16 protein-coding genes are annotated in these 17,376 nt (G+C 69.8%); 1 reads left to right on the plus strand and 15 read right to left on the minus strand.

Going from position 1 to position 17,376, the window contains the following annotated elements:
• Positions 1–212 precede the first annotated feature (212 nt).
• From ABH933_RS28945 to ABH933_RS29000, 12 genes are all read right to left on the minus strand, one after another.
• Positions 213–992: a GIY-YIG nuclease family protein gene (locus tag ABH933_RS28945; protein WP_429413324.1), complete on the minus strand. Its 780-nt coding sequence runs from the start codon at positions 990–992 to the stop codon at positions 213–215.
• Positions 993–1,694: 702 nt separating this feature from the next.
• Entirely contained in the window at positions 1,695–2,090 is a 396-nt protein-coding gene (locus tag ABH933_RS28950; protein ID WP_429413326.1) for a hypothetical protein, read from the minus strand.
• A gap of 63 nt (positions 2,091–2,153) precedes the next feature.
• Positions 2,154–2,768, minus strand: a complete 615-nt coding sequence (locus ABH933_RS28955) for a hypothetical protein (protein ID WP_429413328.1) — start codon at positions 2,766–2,768, stop codon at positions 2,154–2,156.
• Between the two features lie 79 nt (positions 2,769–2,847).
• The gene (locus ABH933_RS28960) at positions 2,848–4,224 is read right to left on the minus strand and encodes a hypothetical protein (protein WP_429413330.1); all 1,377 of its coding nucleotides are present in this window, start codon (positions 4,222–4,224) and stop codon (positions 2,848–2,850) included.
• Between the two features lie 751 nt (positions 4,225–4,975).
• Positions 4,976–6,991: a BTAD domain-containing putative transcriptional regulator gene (locus ABH933_RS28965; RefSeq protein ID WP_429413332.1), complete on the minus strand. Its 2,016-nt coding sequence runs from the start codon at positions 6,989–6,991 to the stop codon at positions 4,976–4,978.
• A gap of 79 nt (positions 6,992–7,070) precedes the next feature.
• The gene (locus ABH933_RS28970; protein WP_429413334.1) at positions 7,071–7,823 is read right to left on the minus strand and encodes a hypothetical protein; all 753 of its coding nucleotides are present in this window, start codon (positions 7,821–7,823) and stop codon (positions 7,071–7,073) included.
• A 6-nt stretch (positions 7,824–7,829) separates the two neighbouring features.
• Entirely contained in the window at positions 7,830–8,729 is a 900-nt protein-coding gene (locus ABH933_RS28975) for an alpha/beta hydrolase (RefSeq protein ID WP_429413336.1), read from the minus strand.
• Positions 8,730–9,093: 364 nt separating this feature from the next.
• Positions 9,094–10,224, minus strand: a complete 1,131-nt coding sequence (locus ABH933_RS28980; protein WP_429413338.1) for a lipase family protein — start codon at positions 10,222–10,224, stop codon at positions 9,094–9,096.
• Entirely contained in the window at positions 10,221–10,526 is a 306-nt protein-coding gene (locus tag ABH933_RS28985; protein WP_429413340.1) for a hypothetical protein, read from the minus strand. The genes ABH933_RS28980 and ABH933_RS28985 overlap by 4 nt, the downstream gene beginning before the upstream one ends.
• Positions 10,527–10,614: 88 nt before the next feature.
• Positions 10,615–11,757 (minus strand): lipase family protein, encoded by a 1,143-nt coding sequence (locus tag ABH933_RS28990; RefSeq protein WP_429413342.1) that lies wholly within the window; start codon positions 11,755–11,757, stop codon positions 10,615–10,617.
• A complete protein-coding gene (locus tag ABH933_RS28995; protein ID WP_429413344.1) occupies positions 11,757–12,974 on the minus strand; it encodes a cutinase family protein in 1,218 nt (405 codons plus the stop codon). Before ABH933_RS28995 ends, ABH933_RS28990 begins: the two co-directional genes overlap by 1 nt.
• Before the next feature lie 17 nt (positions 12,975–12,991).
• Entirely contained in the window at positions 12,992–13,507 is a 516-nt protein-coding gene (locus tag ABH933_RS29000) for a hypothetical protein (RefSeq protein ID WP_429455151.1), read from the minus strand.
• A gap of 1,098 nt (positions 13,508–14,605) precedes the next feature.
• Here ABH933_RS29000 and ABH933_RS29005 point away from each other — a divergent pair.
• Positions 14,606–15,382 (plus strand): hypothetical protein, encoded by a 777-nt coding sequence (locus ABH933_RS29005; RefSeq protein ID WP_429455153.1) that lies wholly within the window; start codon positions 14,606–14,608, stop codon positions 15,380–15,382.
• Positions 15,383–15,470: 88 nt separating this feature from the next.
• Here ABH933_RS29005 and ABH933_RS29010 read toward each other — a convergent pair whose 3' ends face one another.
• From ABH933_RS29010 to ABH933_RS29020, 3 genes are all read right to left on the minus strand, one after another.
• Positions 15,471–15,659, minus strand: a complete 189-nt coding sequence (locus ABH933_RS29010) for a hypothetical protein (RefSeq protein WP_429413350.1) — start codon at positions 15,657–15,659, stop codon at positions 15,471–15,473.
• A 336-nt stretch (positions 15,660–15,995) separates the two neighbouring features.
• Positions 15,996–16,334, minus strand: coding sequence for a DUF397 domain-containing protein (locus tag ABH933_RS29015; protein ID WP_429413352.1), 339 nt, complete (start codon positions 16,332–16,334; stop codon positions 15,996–15,998).
• 5 nt (positions 16,335–16,339) lie between these two features.
• A complete protein-coding gene (locus ABH933_RS29020) occupies positions 16,340–17,200 on the minus strand; it encodes a DUF5753 domain-containing protein (RefSeq protein ID WP_429413354.1) in 861 nt (286 codons plus the stop codon).
• Between the last annotated feature and the right edge of the window lie 176 nt (positions 17,201–17,376).

A 17,376-nucleotide genomic window follows, 5' to 3' on the forward strand; every position in this document is an offset into this window, starting at 1 on the left:
CAGGCGTGGTTGATATTGAGCAATAGCCTACGCTCGCAGCAGCTTCCACGCTGCGGCGATTAGCACTTTCCGCCTAGGAGCACCATCAGGCACCGGCCGCGCAGCGCTGGTGGCTCGATCTGCTTCGACGGTGGGTGGAGGTGGTCTTCAGTTGCGGTTGAGGCCGTGCTCGCGTGTGAGGAGCACGCGCTTGAAGTGCGCCTCGGCTTGGTCTACGTCCGAGGTCGGTGCGGCCGGTCCGAAGACCCGCAGGATGCTGAACTGCAGGTGCCGTGTGTGGTCGGGGTCGATGCCGGCCAGCTCCCGCAGTGTGAGGTTGCCTCCGTGGCCGGTTCGCGCATAGCTGGTCCAGCGCCCGAGTATCGTTCGGTGCCGTCCGCCTTTCCGACGTAGAGCTTTCCGGTGCTGGTGTCGGCGATGAGGTAGATGCCCTGAACGGCGCTGAGAGCGGTGCGCCACGCCGCGTACCGGGGGTCGTCCACCACGGCCTCGAGTTCCCGGTGGGTGATGAGTACTTGGTCGTAGCCTGGGAATGGCACAGGCTCGCGGTCGACGATCTCGACCACGCGGAATAGTGCTGCGCTCCGAGCGTGTTTGGCCCAGTTCACCGTGTCCCCCGACCACTCGATGACGAGCCGGCCGCTCAGGGCCGAGAGTAGATCGCAGGGACGGAGGTCGAAGATCCGGCGCGAATCGGTGCGTTCGGGGAGCAGCTCGCCGTGATTCTCGTAGGCGACGAGCAGTCGAGAGCGTCGTCCGCCATCGGCGATGAAGATCAACCAGAATCGCGGTGGGCTCTGTTCGAGCTTGCTCTTGGCGATCTGGTGCCAGCGGGTGTACTCGAGGACCTTGTCCGGAGTGAGGTCGCTCGGCGAGGCGAGGCCCTCGTCGGTGTAGGTGTGGCGGAGAACGAGAATGTCGTCCAGATCGAGCCCGGTCGCTGCGAGGATATGGCCGAAACAGAGATCGCCGGTGATGGTCGCTGGTGTCACCGAGGCAACATATCCGGTCCGACGGACAGCCTACCCCGAATTCATACTTTTCACACGCGAGATGATAAGCCGGACACAGGATTTAGGTCGCGACGCGCGTTGTTCTTGTGCGGGAACCCCACGTACTGAGCGACGGCAAGGTCGCTTGCTCATCGGCGGCGCGCCCAGGCAGATCCGCAACACAGTCACACCACGAAAGCCCCTGCGCCGCACCGCCCGAAAGCGACATACCAAGAAGAAAACGAACCACCGTTGAGAAGACCAAGACGAACAACCGATGAAAGCCCGCACCGAACCCCCACATCACCACGGCCTGAGATGAAGAGCCCCATGAGAACCCACACCAGCGGGCCGGGCCCGCCGTCCCGAACACGACTTCCCCGGACGGTGACGGGCCCGGCCCGCTGTCCTGTTTCCGGGCCCCGCATGCCCACCACCCCCGCTCACCCCGCCGCCCCGTAAGGGCCCCGACGCCGGATCACACCGAAACGCGCCAGCGGGTGCGCACCGGGAAGCGCATGCGTGCGGCACGGGGCGCGGGTGCGGGCGGTGCGGTGCGGTGGCGCACGCCCCCGACGGGCGACGCGGCGCGGTGTGACGCGGCGGCGGCAGGACAATGCTGGGGCCGGGCAACCCGACACGTGCGGAACGGCCCCCAAGTGCTTGGCACATCGGGGGCCGTCAACGTGTAAACGGGTCAGATCATCGCGGCCCCGGTGGGGTGCGGAGGGTGAGGATGCGGTCGGCGTACTCGGTGAGGGTGTCGATGATCTGCTGCCAGCTGGCGGCCTTGGCGTGCGGGTCGTGGACGTCGGGGCTGGCGATGAGTCGCCAGGCGGGGGCGGCGTCGTGCTCGCGCGCCCCGGGGAAGGTGTAGGTGGCCTGTGGGATGGCCCAGAGCTCATTCCATGTCCGTGCGCCCGGATCCCATGCCTCGACCAGGAAGTGCGACTGCGCGATGTAGCGGTCGACGTGCAGGCGGTACCGCACCGGGACGCCATGCCGTTCGGTCAGGACGGTCACGTCGTTGCGTTGCTGCGGCCCGCCGATGATGTCGGCGGCGGACAGCCGAGGGCCGGGGATCTTGTGAGTGGTCATAGGTGTTGCCTCGCTTGCTGTGTCGGTGTTCGGGCGATGTGCTGAGCTGGATTTCCCGGGCCGCTACTGCGCCCCGGTGGGGCCGGGCGCGGGTGCAGTCTGGAGGGCGTGCTGTACGTACCGGTAGGCATCCGCGATGGCGGCGGTGGCGCGGTCGGTGGCGTACACGATCGGCATGTACCCGACTTCGGCGCCGGGCGGGGGCGTGCACGCGGCGATATAGGCCGACCCGACGAAGAATCCGCGCCGGTCGCTGCTGGGCGTACGGACCTCATACCAGGTCGAATCCAGTTCCACGGCAACGCATCCCAGACCATCGGCCGGGCCTATCCAGTCCTCGGGCGGGGCGATCGAGGCCAGCGCGAACACCCGCGCGGCGGTCCGCGCGACCCCACGGATGTCCTCAGCGTCCGGCCGCCACCCCGACCAGTGCACGCTCATCGGGTCACCGGTCAACGGGTCGTGCACGTGGTCGGCCCACTGCCCGCACGTGGCGCAGGTGCGGCGGCCGTGCCGTGCGCCCCGGGCCTCGAGGGCATCATCGGCCAGCCGGGCGCAGAACAGGTCACGGGCCTCTGCCGCCTCGTCGCGGGCGGCCAGCAACTGCTCGCTATCGACCTCATCCAATGCGGCCACATCGAGGGCGCGGGCAAGGTGATCGTGGTTCTCGTGCGTCATAACGTGACTCCAATCAGGTTGTGGGGCAAGGATTCCCGACCCGGGGCCACGGGTTCGCGGCCCCGGGGTGTGCGGGGTGTCAGGCGGCGGCGCGGGCCGGGGCGGTGCGGGCGCGCCGGGCCCGCGCGGGCGCGGCGGCCGGGGTGTCGGTCGCCGGGGCCGTTTCCGGGCCGGTGTCGGTGGCGCGGTTGGCGGTAACCCGCTTGGCCGCAGCGGGTTTCGTGGTCTTGCGGGCGGTGCTCGACTTGTCCGGGGTCGGTGTAGCGGGCGCGGTGGCCTGCGCGGGCGCGGCGGGCGCGGTGGCGGCCGGTGTCGCGGTCTTGCGGGCCGCGCGGCGCGCAGCTGGTGCGGGTGCGTCGGTGGCCGGGGTCGTCGTCGGGTCCGGCGCGGTCGTGACCTTCGGGGCGGCGGCGGACTTGGCTGGGGCGGTGTCGGTCTTGCGGGCCCGGCGCTTGGGTGCGGGCGCGTCGGTGGCCGGGGTCGGCGCGTCGGCGGGTGTGGTGGTTGCCGGGCGGGTGGCGGTCGCGGGCTTGGTGCTCTTGTGGGCCCCGCGCGGCGCGGTCGGTGCGGCGGTGGTGGTGTCGGCGGCGGTCGCGGTGGCGGCCTTGGTGGTGGTCTTGCGGGTCCGGCGCTTGGGGGTGGTGGCTGCCGGGGGTTCGGCCACGGCGGAATCGGTATCGGTGGCGGCGGGCGCGGTCGGGGCGGGTGTGGTGGTGCGGGCGGTGCTGGGCGCGGCCGGGGTGGCGGGCGCGGGGTCGGTGGTCTGCGGTGCGGGGGCCGGTTCCGCCGGGGTGTCGGCCACTGGGGCCGGGGCGGGGGTGGGTGCGTTGTTGGGTGCGTCGGGGTGGGGAGCCTCGAGGGCGGGGGTGGCCGGGGCCGGGGCGGGGGTGAGCGTGAGCCGGGCGGGCCTCGTGGCCACGGCGGGGCGGGCGGCCGGGACGGTGGCCCGGCGGGCGCGGCGCGGGTGGGTCACGGCGGCCACGGTGTGGCGTCCCAGCGCGGCGAACACCCCGGCCACGGCCAGCACCAACACCAGGGCGGCGCGGGCGAACGCGCCCGTCGCGTGCCCCAGGGCGGCGGTCGCGGCCACCGGGCCCGGGGCGGCCGGGGCGGCGGCGGGGGCGGTCATGGTCCGGGCGGCGTGGGTGGTGCGGGTGGTGTGGCGCGGTGCGCGGGCCGCGCTGGGGGTGGTGCCGACGGTCGCGGCGGCGGCGGTCTTGGTGGTGGGGGTGGCGCGGTAGCGGCGGGGGTTGTCCTGGGTTTTGACCGCGTGCCCGGCGGCGGTCAACCGGTCCAACGCGTTGCCGACCGCACCGGCCGAGCGTCCCAACACGTTCGCGATGTGGCGGGGCCCGTAGTCGGTGCCGGGGTCCGCAGCCAGCACGTGCGCCACCATGGCGCGCAATTCGCCGTTGCCCAAACGAACGGGCCCGGTGGCGGTGATGTGGTCGGTCATGTCGGTAACTCCTGATCTGGGAAACGGGATGCGTCGGACCATCGGCGAAATCGCGGATATCCGGTGCGGGGTGGCCGGGGAATGGAATTGATTTGTTCGGCCCCGGTCGGTCGAAGCTATCTCCGGACCGCCCGCGAATTCAAGCCCATTCCCGGAAAATCCACGGAAATTGTTCCCCGACACCCGCAACGCGGCACCGCCGGGCGCGGAAATCGAGCACGGCAAGCTCATTGAAAACAATTCGCCATGAAACACGCACAGCCGTGCCGAGCGAGCCGGCATGCGTGCTCGACGACGGACTCGCCCTGCATGCGGAACGGGACCGACACCACCGCTGCAGATCGATCGGCCGACGTCCCGGCACGCCCACAGAGGCAAGGATGCGGCCCCCGCGATGTGTATGTACTGATGTAATCCATACAGCCTGGGCGGTGAAAGGCCCGTGAAATAGCCTCCGAGCTGCGCGAACATCGCGCACGGGGGGTCCGATGATGATCGGACCCCCGGTTGGACCCCCGCGTGGACCCCCGGTTGGACCCCCCATTGGCACCCACCGGATCACTCACCTGCACCAAGGTTCAGGTGAGTCTCTTCGCGGGCTTTGCGCCGCCGGTCACGCTCGGCTCTCGGGTGCCGCCGACGGCCTCGAGACCCTCGCCGATCGCCTCTCTGGGCACATTTTCCTGTCCTCGCTGTGGACGTGCGCCGTGCGCCACGGGAGCGTATTTCCAATTTCTTTTTCTCCTTTTCTTTATTTCCGGCTCGGGTTTGTGGTGGGGGTTTCGTCGGGTCCGGTGCCGGGTTTGTTTCGGTGTTGATTGCGTAGGTGTGTGGCGATGTCGAGGGTTGTTTGGGTGGGGAGGTCGCCGATGGTTTCGAGGCGGCGTTTGAGTAATGCGAGGGTGGGGTTGATGGCGGTGCGTTCGCCGAGGCGGGCATGGAGGCGGAGAATGTCTTGGTATATGGGTTCGTTGGTGGGGTCGTTGATCAGTGCGGTTTCCAGCAGGGCGAGGGTTTGGTCGGGGTCGGTCTGCACGAGCATGGCGGCGAGTTTTCCGACTGCTTTGAGGCGGTCGCGGCGGGCGTGTTCACGGATCGGTGCGATCCAGTCGCCGGTGAAGTCCTCACCCAGCACCCCGTCGGCGGCGGCGAGGATGGCGCGGCAGGCGTGTTCCCGGTCGGCGCTGGCGGCGGTGGTGGCGCGCAGCGCGGCCACTGCGGTATCGAACCGCTGGTAATCCACCTCCCAGATGTCCGGGCGCAGGCGGTAGCGGCCGGTGTCGTGGTCGAGGATCTCGGTGACCGCCTCCTCGGTGGCGGTGGTTATCGCCGCGCGCAGCCGGGAAGCGACGGTGTTCAGGGCGTTGGTGGGGCGGGCCAGGGTCTGTTCGGGCCACAACGCTGCGATCAAGGCGTCGCGGGCCGCGCCGTGCGGGTGGACCGCCAGCACGATCAGCAGATCCCGCTCCCGCCGCCGCAACGACCGCGTGATCTCCACCCGGCCCGGCTGGCCCGAGCCTGTGCCCGGCTGCCACCACACCCGCAACGGGCCGAACACCTGCACCGACAACACCGCACCCGGCGACCCCGCCCCCGGGCCGGGCTCCTTCAGGCGGGGCGTCAGCGGCACGGTCGGCCCGGGCGGCTTCGGATCGGCCGCCACCGGGTCAGGGACCGTCGCCGGGTGAATGGTCCGGTGTCCGGGCTCGGGGTCCGGTTCCGGCCCGGCTGGGGCACGCAGCGGGCCGACGATCGGCTCGGGCACGGCGGGCCGGGGAGCGCGCGGGCTGTGGCCGGTATCGGGGCCGCTGGTGCTCGGATGGTGTGGCGGGGGCGTGGCGGGGGCCTGGTTCGGTGCCGAGGGGGTACCGGTGGGTGGTTCGATCTGGTAGATCGCAGGCTCGGTGGCCGGGCGGCGGGCCGGGCGAGGCGGTGGCGCTGGGGGCGTGGGCTCGCTGGCTGGCGAGGTCGAGGATGCCGGCGCGGGCGGGTGCAGGTGCGCCTGCACGGTATCGGCGACCGTGCGCGCGGCAGTCAGCAGCCGGTCGCGGCGATACCGTCGGCGGGTTCCCTCCCCCAGCGCGCTGGCCGCGCCTGGGGCGATGGGAAGGCTCGCCAGGACCGGCAACGCGAGCGCGGTCGCGTACTGCCTCGGCGATCCGGTGCCGAGGAGCAGGACCGCGCGGCGGCGGCACAAGTCCGTCAGCGCCAGGATCCGGGCCCGGGCGTGGGCCGGGTCGTGGCGATCGGTGTCCACGACGATCAGGCACGCGTCCGCAGCAGCCAAGATCGTGGCGGTCGGCGAGCCCGGTTCGGGGGCACCGCAGTCGGCCAGCACTACCGGACTGTGGTGGTCCGCACTCGCGGCGCGGGCGTCGGCGGCGCGGTCGAGACCAGTGAGCAGCGCGGCAGTGAAGACATCCCGGGCGGGCGAGGCCCCGGGCGGGGCGGCCAGCAGCCCCACCCCACCGGGCAGGACCTGGAGGTGGCCGGTCCACTCCCCGGCCCGGCTCCCGGCTTGCGTCGAGGTGCCGGTGCGTGCGGTGCGGGCCAGGCTCGCCACCCCCTGGTACGGGTCGGCCCCGATCAGCTGGGCCAGCTGCCCGCCGGACGGGGCGGCCTCCACCACGATCACGCCCCGGGCGGGCCAGGTGCGGGCCAGGGCCAGGGTGATGGTGGTGACCCCGGACCGAGGGCCGATCCCGGCGACCGCGACCAGCGCCGCGCACTCGGCGGCCCGGGTGGAGGGTGGTGCGGGCGGGGGCATCACAACGGCTCGGACGCGGTGCTGGCCTGCCCCGCACGGGGCACAGCCCGCCGGGGCGGGTCGGTGGCGCGCAGGATCCTCATCCTTTGCTCTGGACGTGGGTGATCAGCATGCCGCCGGGGGTGGGGCGGGTGTTGATGAGCTGGAGGTAGTCCACGCGGGTCCCGTCCGGGTGGACCTCCGCGAGGTGCACGTCGGCGGTGGCCGGCGCGATCAGAGTGATCGACACGCAATGCGTGGTCCCCGCCGGAATGGACGCGATGCCCGCCCCCAACGCCTGGGGAGTGATCCCGGCCTCGGGGGCCAGCAGCCGCGCCGCCTGCTCGCCGGAGCGAGTGTCGTAGTAGGCGGCCTCGAACGTCGCGATCACTCCGGCGACTGTCGCCGGGTCTCCGGCCCGGTCGGTCACCACGGTCCCGGACAGGCCCGCACACGCACCACTCACCCGCGGGGACGTGCGCGGCGACGCGGTCGAGGCGGGTTTCCCGGCGCGGGACCCGGGCGGGTGCGTGGGGTCCAGAACGGCGGCCAGAACCCCGAACACCACCGCCGCGCAGGCCGCCAGCGCTGCCCAGGCTCGGACCGGTACCCGCCGGACCCGCCGGTGCGTGCGGACCGGCGCGTCCTCGGCCACCGGATCCGATGGCGGGATGAACCAGGTGTCCTGGTCGGTGAGCTCGGGTACCGGACCGGTGTCCAGGTCGATCTCCTGGACTTCGTCGTCGTCCTCGTCCGCTTCCGGATCGAAGTACGGATCCAGCTCTGGGTCGGTACCGGGTGAGGTGAGTGGCCAGCGATCGTGGTCGTGCGGGCCGTTCTGGTTGCTGGGCAACCTTTTTCACCTCCGGAAAACGGGATCGGTGCCGGGGAGCCCGTCCTCGGTGTGGCACGCCGGGCCCAGAATCTGGAGGATGGCATCGACTACGCGGGCGGGATCGGTGCCGGGCAGATCATGTCCGGCACCGAGGACGAGCTGATAGTCGGCCCAGATCGCATCGGCCAGGCGCACGACTTGGCGCGGCGGCACGATCGGGTCGCCTTGCCCGGCCAGCACGAGCACCCGCGTGCCTCGCAGCCGTGCGGCGCCCTCGCCCGACAGCAGCGGGACCGGCGGGAAGGCGGCCAGGACATCCGTGGTGACGCGCGGGTCGCTGCCGCCGCGCACCCGCACCCCGAGGCGGCGGCCGGTGTGCTGGAGGCGGCGGTACAGGATCGCCTCGCCCACGCTGGCGGTCCGGTGGAGGCCACGGATGCGCCGGAATCGTTGCAGCCACTGTGGCCATGTCCGGACATACCTTGGGAGGCAATCGTATTCGGGGAGCGCGGCGGCGGGGTTGAGCAGCACGAGCCCGGCCAGGGGGTGGTCGTGATAACGGGTGGCGTAGGCGTGCACCAGCAGTGCCGCAGCACCGTGGGCGACCAGGACCACCGGAGGTGTGGCGTGGGCCAGGACAGCGTCCAGGTCATCGACCAGTCGGCCGATCGTGGTGATGTCGTGCCGGGCAGGTGCGCCCGAATCACCGTGGCCACGCTGGTCGTACGCCAGCTGGGTGACCGCGTGGTCCAGGTGCGCATGCAACCGGGTAGTGACAGATGCCCAGACCCGACGGTCGCACAGCAGCGGCCCGTGCACGTACACCACGGTCGCCGCGCCGGTGCGTGGGCCGGTGCGAGTGGCCGCGAGCCGCACTCCATCGCTGGCCGCGATGGTCACCACATGGGTATCGGGTCGGGCCATCCCATGTGGCTCCTGACCTTGGTCCCGGCTCGAACACTGTGGCGGGCAACCTCTTTCGTGCGTGGAGCTCGATCGCCGTGTGCTGCTAGCGAATCGGCGCCGTCCGGTCGCCGGGCTGCCGGGGAGTGTGGCCAGCCAGTTGTCCAGCGGGCCAGGCTCGCTGCGCGGTCCGGTCGCGTCGTCTACGCCACAGTCGAGGACGTCGTCGAGGTACCGGCGAGGTGCCGGTGGGGGGTCGTGCGGGTTCGGGTCGTCGCTGGTGTTGCGGGGCAACGGTGTTCACCTCCGGGCGTGTGTGCTCCCGGGGGCCTGCCCGCGCCCAATGCCCGGCGGGCCGGGGCGCTGGCAGGTTCCCCTGGAGGGGTCACGGGCGCAATGCGCGCGCGGTCCTGGCGCGGGCGGGACCGGGCGTGCGGGACAGGTCCTCGCCCAGCTGGCTCAGGACTTCGCCGATGGCTGCGAGGGCGGTGCCGGTGTGGCCGGCGTCGTACTCGCGCCAGGACAACTCGGTGCTGCGCTGGCGGTAGGAGATGAGCACCTTCAAGCCCGCGCGGACGGGCACGATCTTGTCGTTGTGTCCGTGGTACAGGTGCACAGGCACGGCGGGGGCCGAGTGCACGAGGGTTTCGTATCCCAGCACGTGCCGCCAGACCGGGGTGTTCCACGGGTCCGGCTGTTTGCACCAGTGCGCCAACGGCTGCTCGCTGTATCGCTCCAGGATTTGGGCACGGGTGAGGGTCGCGGCGCCCGCCACCGCCCGTAAGCCCTCCTCGGTCAGGACCCCGCGTAGCGGCAGATACGGGTGCGCCCTGGACAAGCCGATCAGTCCGGCCAGCCCGAGCGCCGCGCACGGCCCGCTGGCGGTCGAGGGGGCGAGTGCGGCCAGGTCCGAGGCGACCGCACCGGCGGCGACTCCCCGCAGGTCGAGTTCGGGGGCGTAGCGGGGTGCCATTTCGGCTGCCGCGCAGACCGCTCGGCCGCCATCGCCGTACCCCCAGGCCGTGACCCGCATCCTCGCCGCGGTCAGGTCGGGGAGGTGATGCGCGGCGCGGGCCAGGTCCAGCACGATCTGCCCGCCCGCGCGGGCGGCCAGGAAGGTATGCGGACCGCAGCCGCCCACGCCGATTCCTTCGCCGTCCGGCACCGCGACCGCCCACCCCTGCTCCAGGGCCGCGGTGATCGCGGCAGTGTCCGGCTCGTCGCCGGTAGCCAGCAGCTCCGAGGTCGCGCACCGCCCGCCCAACCCCCGGAAAGGCGGGTAATAGACCAGCAGGCCGTCCGTACCCGGATCGGTGTCGAGGGCGGCGTCGGGCACGACCACGATGCCCGAAGCCGCGATCAGCTCGCCGCGGGAGTTCTGGCTCGCGTAGAGCAGCTGCCAAGCTCCCGCGACCAGGGGCAACCCCGGCACGAAGACGGGGCGCTTGCGCAGCAGATCGCCGGGGCAGGCACCGCGGCCCAAGGGCGGCGGGGAGTAGAAGTCGAGATCGGTCATGGTGTCTCCTGAGCAGGTCGGTCGTTCTGGTCTCGGTCGAGGGTTTTCAGGGCGTTGCGCAGGAACAGCGCGAGGGACTCGATCACGGCCGGGTTGTCGATGCGGGGCGGGAGTCCCTGCTCCAGGCGGCTCTCGGCGACCCGACGGGGCTGGTCGCTGGTCGGTGCGATCCGCATCCGACCCTTGCGGTCATCGGTCGAGGGCTCGGTGGGCTGGTCGGGTCCGGGTTCGAGGTTGGACGCGGATGTGGCGAGGGCGGGCCAGTGCCCGCGATGGCGGCCGGACGGGTGTGCAGGGTTCATGGGTGCGGCCTCATGGGCGAGAGGGGTGGCACCTGTCCTGCCCCGGCGAGGGGGTTCCGGGATAGGACAGGGCACTCGGGCTGGTCTTCTACGCGCAGGCGCTGCCGGTGGCGGTGAGGTACTCGGCGAGGCGGGAGAGCACTTGCTTGGTGGCCTCGCCGGCGGTCCGGACATGGTTGCCCTGGTATTCGCGCCAGGACACCTGTGCGCCGCGAGCGCGGTAATCGAGGTAGAGACCGCGCCCGAACTCGATCGGGATCACCGTGTCGGCGCGCCCGTGGTACAGGTGGATAGGCGCGGCGGGAAACGCGCTGGCACTGAGGATTTCGTGGCTCAGCACGTATTTCCACAACGGGTCGTCCCAGGGCGGGTCGGCGCGTTCGCACCACACCGCCAGCGGGACCTGGTAGCGCTCGCACAGCCTGGACATGGTCGAGGTCTCCGCATCCGCCAGTAGCTGGCGAGCGGTGCTGGTCAGGACATGACGGAGCGGCAAGTGGCTGTAGGCGTGGGACAGGCCGATCAGGCCCGCCAGGCCCAGCCCCGACCACGGCCCGCCGTCCAACTGGCGGGCGATCGCGCCGGGATCGGTGGGCACTGCCCCCGCGGCGATGCCTCGCACGTCCAGCTCGGGTGCGTACCCGGTGTGGAGCTCGCCGGCCCAGACCGAAGCTCGGCCGCCGTCGGCGTATCCCCACAACAGCAGCGGACGCTCCGCAGCATTCAAGGCCGGAATCTTGCGGACGGCGCGGCCCATGTCGAGCATGATCTGCCCCGCCGCGCGACCAGCGAGAAGAGTGTGCGGCCCGTGCCCGCGCACGCCGAGTCCTTCCCCGTCGACTACCGCCACGGGCCAGCCGCGAGCCAGCACTGCGCTGATCTGGTCGGTGTCGGGCTCCCCACCGTCGGCGATCAGCTGCGAGGGCGCGCAATGCTCGCCGCCGAGGCCGTGGAAAGAGGGGTAATAGATCAGGATCGGATCGTGGTCGAGGCCGGTGCCGGAGGGGGTGATCACGGTGCCGGACACGGGAATTCGCGCGCCGTGCGAGTCCTGTGAGACGTACAGGATCTGCCATGCCGGGCCTGCGGGCAGGCGCGGGGGCGAGATCGGGCGCAGCCGCAGAATGTCTCCGGGCTTGTGATGGTCGTTCAGAGCGGGTGGGGTGAAGAAGGCGGCATCGTCGGTCACTGTGGCATCCGTGGTGGTGTTGGTCGTGGTGTGGTCGGTCATCAGGGGTGTCTTCCGGCGAGGTCGTGGGCGGCGGCGATCAGCCAGGCGATTCCCGAGGCCAGCTGGCCGGACAGGGCGTAGTCGTCGTGAGCGGCCACGGTGGAGATGAAGCGGATCCACACTGCCGGGTTCACCAGGTCGCCGTTGTCGGCGGCCAGCTGGCCCCAGGCGGCGGTCAGCTCGCCGACCAGGCGCGGCAGCAGCTCGAGCGGATGCGCGGCGACGGTGCCCACGATCTGACCCCAGCGTTGGGCTGCCGCGCCCGCCTGGGCGGGGGTCGGGTGCGCGAGGCGGGGGTCCGCTGCGTCGATCAGCCGCTGGCTCAGCCGGGCGCGGGGCGTGTAGTCGACGTTGCCGGGCGTCAGCGTGAAGTCGTCGAGCACGATGCTGGTCCAGGCGTTGCCGAGGGCCGCCGAGAGCAGGCTTTGCAGGCTACCCAGGGCGGCAAGGGGGTTGGAAAGGTTTGCCTGGGCGGCGATTTCGGCTCCTAGGCGCAGCAGGGCCGCGTGTTCGGGTCCAGCGCACACCAGGTCGCCGGAGTCGCAGGTATCCAGCACCCGGCCCGTGAGCGCGCCGTATTGTGCGTTGTCGTCGGCGATCCCGGCACCGGGCGCGGGCGGGTTCGTGATCCGCACACCCGCGACCGCGCCTCCGGTGGTGCCGGGGGCGCGATCCGGGACGGTCTGGCCGGGGCGGCCGGGGAACAGCGGCGAGTTCGGGCGGCGTTCGGGGTCGGCGTAGAGGAGGGTCGCGGCGACTTGCTCCGGGCGTACCCGGTCACGTCCGGCACCGACTTTCCTGGCCCATTGCGAAACGATCTGTGCCCCTTGGGAATACCCGACCACCCCGAGCTGGGTGCGGGGGCATCGAGACAGTACCTGTGCCGCGTCGTCGTCCAGGTCGCTGATCGCGGCGGTCGCGGAGTTGGTGTATGAGGCTGGTGAGCGGCCGTCGATGCCGCCGAACCCGGCCTCATAGGGCAGATAGAAATGCTGGACCAGCCCCGGCACCGCCGCTTCCACCGGCCCCAGCAGCGCCCCGAGGACCCCAGTGTCGGCGGTCGGGGACGCGGCCGGAGCGGACTGCCCGGTGCCCTGGACACCGAGCAGATACAGGGCCGGACAGGGACCGATCGGAATAGGCGGGGCCGCAACCGATCCGGGGGCCGTGATGACGCTCGCGCCGAGCGCAGCGAGCGTCACCGCTGTGGCCGTCACAGTACGTATCGAGGCTCTCACCGCTGGCCCACCCCGACGCCGCTGCCAAAACCCGCGCCGATGGTTCCGCCGATGACCGCGCCGACCGCCGCGGTGGGGACTCCGGCGATCGCGGCACCGATCCCCGCGCCGATCGCCGCGCCCGCTGCGGTACCCAGCACGCCGGAGGTGACGGTGCCGATCACCGGGATCGCCACGACGGTTCCGATTGCCGCCCCGGCGATGCCGCCGATCGTGCCGCCGATCAGTCCGCCGATCACCGCTCCCGCTGCGGCTCCCGGAGCTCCGGTAATCGCACCACCGATGGCGCCACCGGCACCAGCACCGGCCAGCGTCGCGCCCGCGACCCGGTCCGAACGTCCCGGCGGCAGTCCAACCGAATCCAGCGCGGTGGAGACCTGCGCCTCGGCCGTCGCGGAGGCACCGTTGATCGTGTCGCGGACCTGCGGGGGCAGCCAGCCCGGCGACGGCGTTTGGAATTGGCCGATCCTGATTGTGTTGGGCGGCGGCTTGATCGGCGCGACCGCCTTCACGGGGCGCGGCCAATGAAGGTCTTGCACACGCACCGGCGGGGCCGGAGCCGGGGACGGCGCGGGCCGTGGCACGGGGCCGTTCCGGACAGAGACCGGTTGCTCCGGATACACCGGCGGCGGGGGCGGCGGCGCGGGTGTTTGGGTGCCCGGCTGCGCCGGGGCCGTCACTCCGGGTTGATCAGCTATCAGCCCGGCACCGGTTGCCGAGGCCGTGCCGGTGCCCGCCAGCAGCACCGCCATCGGCACAGCGCCAGCAACGAGGACGCGGCTTATCCCGGCATATATCGACGGCGAGAAAATACGCGCGGACCGCCGGTAATCGGACGGGCTCACGAAAAATGGTGACGGCTGCGAAGAGATCGGTATTCCCGATGTGGACATGCCGAATAAACCCCTTTCCGGGGGACTGAAAATGGATCAGAAATAACGGACAGACGAATTTGCCTGGACGGTGCTCCCAGCTGCGGAATCCGCAGCCAGGAGCCACCGGAGCGTCAGAGCAGGATCACGGGTGCGGAATGTGCGCCCATACCCAACTGCCGATCTGAATGACATCCCACAAAACATTGGTGCCGACGTTGATCCAGGACAACACATCGAACGGACTCGGCATATTCTTTTTCCTTTCATGAGCGGGTCGGTGTTACCCATCAAACCCACAGAACACCCGCTCGCGCCACCCTTTCCGCCAGGGGAGTTTCTCACCGGTGACGCATTCACCTGATACCGAAATACTATTGACCTGCGCCGACGGCAAAAAGAGGTGAGCGGCTCACCTCAGAAAAAAAGTTCGCCGTGTCGACGCCGATCGTGTCCACATCGCAGTGAACGTCAACACTGCTTCGATAGCAATCAGTTCGCTAACTTTCCCACCCCCGGGGAGTGTTTGCGTCTGCAATGTTGCGTCTTCAATCACCACATGGTAGTAATCGAGAGGCTTGGGGGAAGATCAACCTTTTAACATATCTGGCCGGAGACCCGGCCGGTAGACCCGAAAATTCAGGGGGTTTGACAGACATGAGCAGTCCTCCCAGAAGATCACGTGGCCCGGCCAGAGGGAACCATCGCGGCCGGGCACGCTCGCAACCGCCCTCGGAGGTGATCTCGCTGGGCAGCTGGGCACGTGGGGTCCGCGACATCCACGGCCTGTCCCGCCCGCGGGCCGGGCTGCATGTCGGCGTCAGCGGCGACTTCCTCAAAAATCTCGAGGAGGGCATGCGCCCGAGTGAGGAGTACCTGGACAAATTCATCACCGGCTACCAACTGGATTCCGCGCAAGCCCGCCTGACGTGGGACTTGTGGCGACCTGCTGTGGCCTTGCCGCCGGTCGAGCAGTTGCGCGAGCAGATCGCCACACCCGAACGGCTCGAACTCCTGGCGCTGCTGGACCGATGCGGGATCGTCGCTGCCTACATCGACCCCCTCTGGAACATCGTGGCGGCCAACGAAAGCGTCTACCGAATCCTGCCCGAGACCATGGCTCACACGGCCCGCACCGCCGGCAACCTCGCGTTGGGGATGCTGCCGCCCACCCCCGCCCGCTCGCCGATCGCGCCGCTGCTGCTGGACCGTGACCGGGAAATCGGGTGGCTCGTGTCCAATCTGCGCGGGGCGTTCGGCCGCTACCGCACCAGCCCCCAAGCATGCCGCCTGTACCAACAGCTTCGCCGCAACCGCGCCTTCACCACCCGCTGGAACACCAGCATCCACGTCGCCCACGGCCGCAGCCCGGACGAGCCCCTGCGCCTGCGCCACCCCGCAACGAAACTGCCCTACACCCTCGCCCTGCAAATCACAGACGTCTCGGATCTCCCCGAAGTCCGGTACCTCACCGCCTGGCCACCCCCACAACCCGGACCCCCGCCCCGCGAGTGAAGATGCCGTCGACGTCACCGGTCATCAGCGCGTGCCCGGCCCTTGCCCAACCCGAGACGTTACCGAAAGGCTTATGCTGCATCGGCTTTCAGAGTTGATCGTGTCCACCGTTGATGTTCATGGAGTCCGTGTCTGTCTCGGGTCGGTCGCGGCAGCCTGGTCGTGTGCGGCCTGGCCGATGCTGGGCGAGTTCGCCGAGCTTGGTGACGAGGCTGCCGGCGGTCTCGGTGCGGCCCGCGTCCGACAGATCGGCGGCAACCAGATACGCGCTACTCATCACCTGCATACACTTCGAGGCGGGAACCTGCGGCTCGGGCACCTCGACAAGGACAGGTTCCGCGCCGCCGAGCACCGCACGCGCGCTCCCGGCCTCCCATCCCCAGCCTTTGTTCCACCCACGCCAGCGAGCTGCCGGTCACCGCCCGCGCGCCGCGCTTGAGATCCCCGAGAATCCAGTAACTGAGGCTAACCAGAGTGAGGGGCCAGTTCGATGCGCTCGCCCTTTCCAGGCGATTGCTCAACCACTAACTAGCCCCTGCTGATAGCGAGGTCTGCCCGATCCGTCGACCGCGTGGACTCGCTACAACTGGCCTACAGCGGCGGCACTCAAAAGCTATGCGGGGAAGTCGAACTGGCCGTCGGCTACCCCCTTGGCGAAGGCATCCCATTCGTCCGGGCGATACACCAGAGCCCGTCCTTGACCAGCAAGGATCGCCCCGCCGTCTGGCCGTATCGTGATGGTGACATCGCCATCCACCCTGCCCGAGTTCCCGCTCAGAACCAGATCGAGAACTGACTGCCAAGTCGCTGCCGGTACGGAGACGATCGGCTGCTCGTCGGCAGGGCCGGTGAACTTACTGTCTCGCATCAGCACGAAGTCCGGGGCGAACCTCACCTCGACACAGGTGTGCTCCGAGCCGGAGAACGACGACTTGTACCAGCCCAAACTCATGGCATTCAACCTATCCCGCGCTCAATGTGCCTGATCAGCGCCAGCGATTCGTCACGCTCGAGCGCCGACGCCCGAGTTTGAGCGTACTGGTACTTCAGGGGCTCGATCATCTTCTCATCGTCGATGATCTCCGCGTACACGCCAGATTCGAACCAAGCCATGGTCGGCAACCTGGGACTCTCGAAGTCGAGCAGATGGAAGGTCGCTGCGTTCACTGCCGCGCTACCGGTCGCGGTAAATGGGATGACCCTGAGATCAATCGTCTCAGGATGGGTCTCAATCGACGCTGTCAGGTGCCGGAGCTGCGCCTTCTGGACCTCCGGCCCGCCGACCTGCTGCATCAGTGCGCTCTGGCCGACCACCACGGTCAGGCGCAACGGCTGCTCGCCGTCCAACCGCTCCTGGCGGCGCAGACGTGCCCGGACGCGCTGCTCGGCTTCGGCAGGTTTGGTGGCCACCGGCGAGGAGGTCAAGGCTCGGATGTAGTCCTCGGTCTGCAGCAGCCCAGGGATGACCGAGCTCTCGAAACTATTGATGCTCAACGCGCCGTGTTCGAGGCCGAAGTACCGCAGCGTTTCCTCGCCGAACAGTGCGGAGTATTGGCTCCACCAGCCACGTTCCTTGGCCGTGGCCCGTAACGCGAACAGTTCAGTTTGATCGGCGGCGCTGAACTCCAGGAGATCCAGCAGGATCTGCAGCTTGTTCTCGGTAAGCACGCCCTTGCCGTTGATGACCTGCGACCAGTAGGTGGGTCCGACACGAAGCGCCTTCTGGATGTTGCCCGCCGTCACGCCGAGCTGCTTCGCCCGCTCACGGACAACGAGCATGAGCTCCCAGCCAGCCACCGTCGGCGATGTCCAAGTCACGTCAGCCTCCTCGGTAACAGGACCATACACTAGTGCCATTCTTACTGAACCTAATCTGGTAGGTTGACTACTGAATTTCAGTATTCTACCGTCGTGGTGACCCTAGTCACATCCGATGTGCATCACAGCTGGCCAGACCCTCTTCTCAAGTCGGGCCCATGAACACAGCAGGAACG

The organism is Nocardia sp. GP40 (assembly GCF_050434125.1).
In the GTDB taxonomy this organism is placed as follows: domain Bacteria; phylum Actinomycetota; class Actinomycetes; order Mycobacteriales; family Mycobacteriaceae; genus Nocardia; species Nocardia albiluteola.